The sequence below is a fragment of the Flavobacterium sp. genome, assembly GCF_035760125.1.
Classification (GTDB): domain Bacteria; phylum Bacteroidota; class Bacteroidia; order Flavobacteriales; family Flavobacteriaceae; genus Flavobacterium.
In genome coordinates, this window is sequence record NZ_DASTTN010000476.1 from 1 (window position 1) to 3,957 (window position 3,957).

Consider the following 3,957-nt stretch of genomic DNA (forward strand, 5'->3'; position numbering starts at 1 on the left):
CGTTCGCCTTTGTATTTTCCTTTGAAAACATCAATAATAGCATTGGTGCCTTTGTCTAAACCTTGGTAATAACTACCGGCTTTAAATTCAGGAACTATTATGTTTCGGATTATTTCTCCTCCTATTCCTGCTGTCAATCGATCTTCTAAACCGTAACCAGGATTGATGGCTATTTTTCTTTCGTTTTTGGCTAAAAGAATAATAACTCCATTGTCATCTTTTGCTGTTCCGCCAATTCCCCAAGTTTGGCCCCATTTAGTGGCTAGTTGACTAACATCTTCGTTTTTGAGACTCTCTATAGTAATTACAACAATTTGAGTTGTCGTTGAATCTGAATATTTGATTAGTTTTTCTTCGAGTTGTGATTTTTCCTCCGGACTCAGAATGTTGGCATAATCATAAACCGAAGTTTGAAAACTGGGTTTTTCCGGAATTGTAAATTGAGAGAAGATACAATTACTGGAAAAAAGTACAATTAGTAAGAAGAGAGAGTGTAAAATTCCTTTGGAATTTGAGTTTTTCTTTGTTGGAATTTCCATTATTTATCCTTTTGATATTTCGTTTGATAATTCGTTGGTATCTCCTTCTTGCCAAGGAAAATGTTTTTTGAGTTCTTCCCCTGCTTTCAAAATACCATCAATTAATCCTTGTTTAAAATTTCCTTGCTTGAAATGGGCAACCATAACATCACGGGTACTGTCCCAAAAAGTATTGGTAACAATATCGTTAATACCCTTGTCTCCGCAAATCACAAAAGTTTTGTCTTCGACTGCAAGGTAAATTAATACTCCGTTTTGAAGTTCTGTTTCATCCATTTTTAATTCATGAAAAACTTCCATCGCTCGATCATACGCATCCAGGGAAGTTGTTTTTTCTATATGAACTCGAATCTCGCCAGAAGTGTTTTTTTCGGCTATCCGAATAGCTTCAACAATTTCTTGTTCTTCTTCTTTGCTTAAAAAATCTTCTACTTTTGACATCGTATAGTTTTTAAAAACCCCGCGGTGGCGGGGTTCAGTTTTTTTAGAATTTTACTTCAACAGGCTTTTCTGCGCCAGTTACTGCTTGAAAATATGCTTTTTCTTTAAATCCAAACATTCCTGCAAACAAAGAGTTAGGGAAGGTTTTGATATGCGTATTATATGGCATAACAGCTTCGTTAAAACGGGTACGAGCCGTTAAAATTTGATTTTCTGTACTGGCCAATTCATCTTGTAATTTCAAGAAATTGGCATTGGCTTTCAATTCTGGGTAACGTTCAACTGATACCAATAATCTAGACAAAGAACTGCTTACGCCACTTTGAGCAGAATTGAATGCTTCTAATTGTTCTGGTGAAATGTTTTTTGGGTCAATTGTTACGGCAGTCGCTTTGGCACGCGCTTCGATTACGGCTGTTAAAGTGCTTTTTTCAAAATCTGCGGCTCCTTTAACAGTGTTTACTAGGTTCCCGATAAGGTCATTTCTTCTTTGGTAAGCTGTTTGCACATCTCCCCATGATTGCTCGACAGTTTGACTAAGTGTAACTGCTGTATTGTTAATTCCTTTAACCCAGCTGTAAATTCCAATGATTACTACTGCTACTATAATCCAAGGCAAAAATCTTTTCATGTTTGTTTAATTTAGAGTTTGTTTGTTGTTTTAATGTATTGTTATTGTAATTCGTTTTTAATGTTGATTAATTGCATTTTTATGTTTTCTAATTTACTGATAATTTCAAATTTATCCATTGTTTTCTTTTGGCCTTCTTTCAAATGGATTTTGGCACCCTCTAAAGTGAATCCTCTTTCTTTGACCAAATGAAAAATAAGCTGTAGGTTTTTGATATCTTCTGGCGTGAACATTCTATTGCCTTTGGCGTTTTTCTTTGGTTTCAGAATGTCGAATTCACTATCCCAAAAACGAATCAAGGAAGCGTTTACATCAAATGCTTTGGCGACTTCGCCTATGCTGTAGTATCTTTTATCTTTTGGAAGTTCAATATGCATTTTTTTTATTTTGAATAAATTTTTTAAAATCTTCTTTCTATCCTTCAAGTTCGTTCAGATGGCGACTGAAAACTGCCAACTAAAAAATTAATCCAACGATTGATTTTCCTGATTAGCTATTTTTGAAATAGCAACGTATTCCACAGCCGAAATATTGCCGTAATAAAAATTTAATGGGTTCACCACTTTTCCGTTTTTATGTACTTCGTAATGTAAGTGCGGAGCTTCGGAACGTCCTGTGCTGCCTACATATCCTATAATGTCTCCTCGTTTAACAGACTTTCCCGGGCGGCAATTGTATTTACTTAAATGCCCATAAAGCGTTTCATATCCATAACCGTGTCTTATTACAATATGGTTTCCATATCCAGAAGCAGTATTATCAGCTTGGGCCACAATTCCATCACCAGTGGCGTAGATAGGTGTTCCTGTTTTGGCCGTAAAATCCATTCCTTCGTGCATTTTTCTGGCTTTTGTAAATGGGTCAGTTCTATATCCAAAACCAGAGGCCATTCTTTTTAAATTTTCATTTTTTACGGGTTGTATCGCCGGAATTGCCGAAAGCAGTTTGCCTTTTGCTTTTGCCAATTTTACAATTTCATCCAATGATTTGGACTGAATTGCCAGTTCCTTACTCAAGGCGTCCACTCTTTCGGTGGTGCTAGTCACCAATTTTGAATTATTATAACCTTGTAGGGCGGCATAACGGTTTACTTTGGAATAGCCTGCTTTTCGTTCTTCTTCGGGAATGGCGGCGGTGTTGAAATACACACGATATAAATTGTTGTCCCGATCTTCAATATCTTCTATTACATCATCTACTTCGTCCATTTTTTTGTTTAAAATGGCATAATTCAATTTTAAATTTTCAATTTCCCGCGCTTGCAAACGGTCTTTTGGGGTGTCAAAATAAGGCGTGTTCAATAGTATTATGAAGGTCAAAAAACCAAACAAAGCCGAGGCTAATAAAAACAGAACGGCAAAGCCAACTTTTCTCCTCTTTTTTATTTTTATTTTGCGATATGCCAGATTTACGGAATCGTAATAATATTTTACTTTCGCCATATTTTAAAATACCCTATTTTTGCAAATTAGTTAAAGGGTAAGTCGAACAAATTTAATAAATGTTTCAGTTGTTCTACTCTTTTTTTAATAATAAATATAGGATGCCTGTCTTTATGGAGACGCTATCCCGATAGCTATCGGGACTAAGGTACTAAGAAACTGAGTTTTTTAGCTTAGAATAAAGCTCTTGAAATAACGGGTTCGCGTGAGGGATAGAAGCTAGCTACCAAAGTAGCGCGGATAGCCCGACAGCATTAGGGAAAGGAGCCGAATAAGCGGTTGCTTGATTTGGCTCCTTTTTCTAATGGTGGCACGCCCGAGAGAAGAGTTGCTGAGTTTTTAGTCTTAGAAACTTAGAATCTCAGAAAGTTTGCAACTAAAAAAATAAACGAATTACTGAATATATACAGCAAAAATGAAATCACAAGACGTACGTAAACAATTTTTAGATTTTTTTGAAAGTAAAGGGCATTTAATTGTTCCATCTGCACCGATTGTTCTTAAGGATGATCCGACCTTGATGTTTAACAACTCGGGAATGGCGCAGTTTAAAGAATATTTTCTAGGCCATGGAACTCCAAAAAGCAATAGAATTGCCGATACGCAAAAATGTCTTCGTGTTTCCGGAAAGCATAATGACCTTGAGGAAGTGGGTATTGATACGTATCACCACACGATGTTTGAGATGTTAGGAAACTGGTCTTTCGGTGATTATTTCAAGAAAGAGGCGATTCATTGGGCTTGGGAATTATTGACGGAAGTTTATAAAATTCCAAAAGACATTCTGTATGTTTCTGTTTTTGAAGGAAATCCAGATGAGAATGTGCCGTTTGACCAAGAAGCGTGGGATATTTGGAAAACGTTGATTGACGAAGATCGAATTATTCTTGGAAATAAAAAAGAC

General features: G+C 36.2%; 6 protein-coding genes. 1 reads left to right on the forward strand and 5 read right to left on the reverse strand.

All coding sequences use genetic code 11. The annotated features are described in order from the left end of the window. The 5 genes from VFS71_RS16935 to VFS71_RS16955 all read right to left on the reverse strand — a co-directional run. Positions 1-539: TPM domain-containing protein (locus VFS71_RS16935; protein ID WP_326402766.1), on the reverse strand; the 539-nt coding region annotated here is incomplete at its 3' end. A 3-nt stretch (positions 540-542) separates the two neighbouring features. Then, a complete protein-coding gene (locus VFS71_RS16940; RefSeq protein WP_326402768.1) occupies positions 543-980 on the reverse strand; it encodes a TPM domain-containing protein in 438 nt (145 codons plus the stop codon). 43 nt (positions 981-1,023) lie between these two features. Next, positions 1,024-1,611, reverse strand: a complete 588-nt coding sequence (locus tag VFS71_RS16945) for a LemA family protein (RefSeq protein ID WP_326402769.1) — start codon at positions 1,609-1,611, stop codon at positions 1,024-1,026. A gap of 41 nt (positions 1,612-1,652) precedes the next feature. Then, positions 1,653-1,988: a MerR family transcriptional regulator gene (locus tag VFS71_RS16950; RefSeq protein WP_326402770.1), complete on the reverse strand. Its 336-nt coding sequence runs from the start codon at positions 1,986-1,988 to the stop codon at positions 1,653-1,655. Between the two features lie 87 nt (positions 1,989-2,075). Continuing rightward, on the reverse strand, positions 2,076-3,053 hold the full coding sequence (locus VFS71_RS16955) for a M23 family metallopeptidase (protein WP_326402772.1): 978 nt from the start codon (positions 3,051-3,053) through the stop codon (positions 2,076-2,078). A gap of 415 nt (positions 3,054-3,468) precedes the next feature. Here VFS71_RS16955 and VFS71_RS16960 point away from each other — a divergent pair. Next, positions 3,469-3,957, forward strand: a 489-nt coding sequence (locus tag VFS71_RS16960) for an alanine--tRNA ligase-related protein (RefSeq protein ID WP_326402773.1), incomplete at its 3' end; no start/stop codon positions are given.

What these genes read in the sequence shown, in the direction of transcription:
- VFS71_RS16950 (WP_326402770.1), bottom strand. Translation starts at nt 1,988, where the DNA reads ATGCATATTGAACTTCCAAAAGATAAAAGATACTACAGCATAGGCGAA.
- VFS71_RS16955 (WP_326402772.1), bottom strand. Translation starts at nt 3,053, where the DNA reads ATGGCGAAAGTAAAATATTATTACGATTCCGTAAATCTGGCATATCGC.
- VFS71_RS16940 (WP_326402768.1), bottom strand. Translation starts at nt 980, where the DNA reads ATGTCAAAAGTAGAAGATTTTTTAAGCAAAGAAGAAGAACAAGAAATT.
- VFS71_RS16945 (WP_326402769.1), bottom strand. Translation starts at nt 1,611, where the DNA reads ATGAAAAGATTTTTGCCTTGGATTATAGTAGCAGTAGTAATCATTGGA.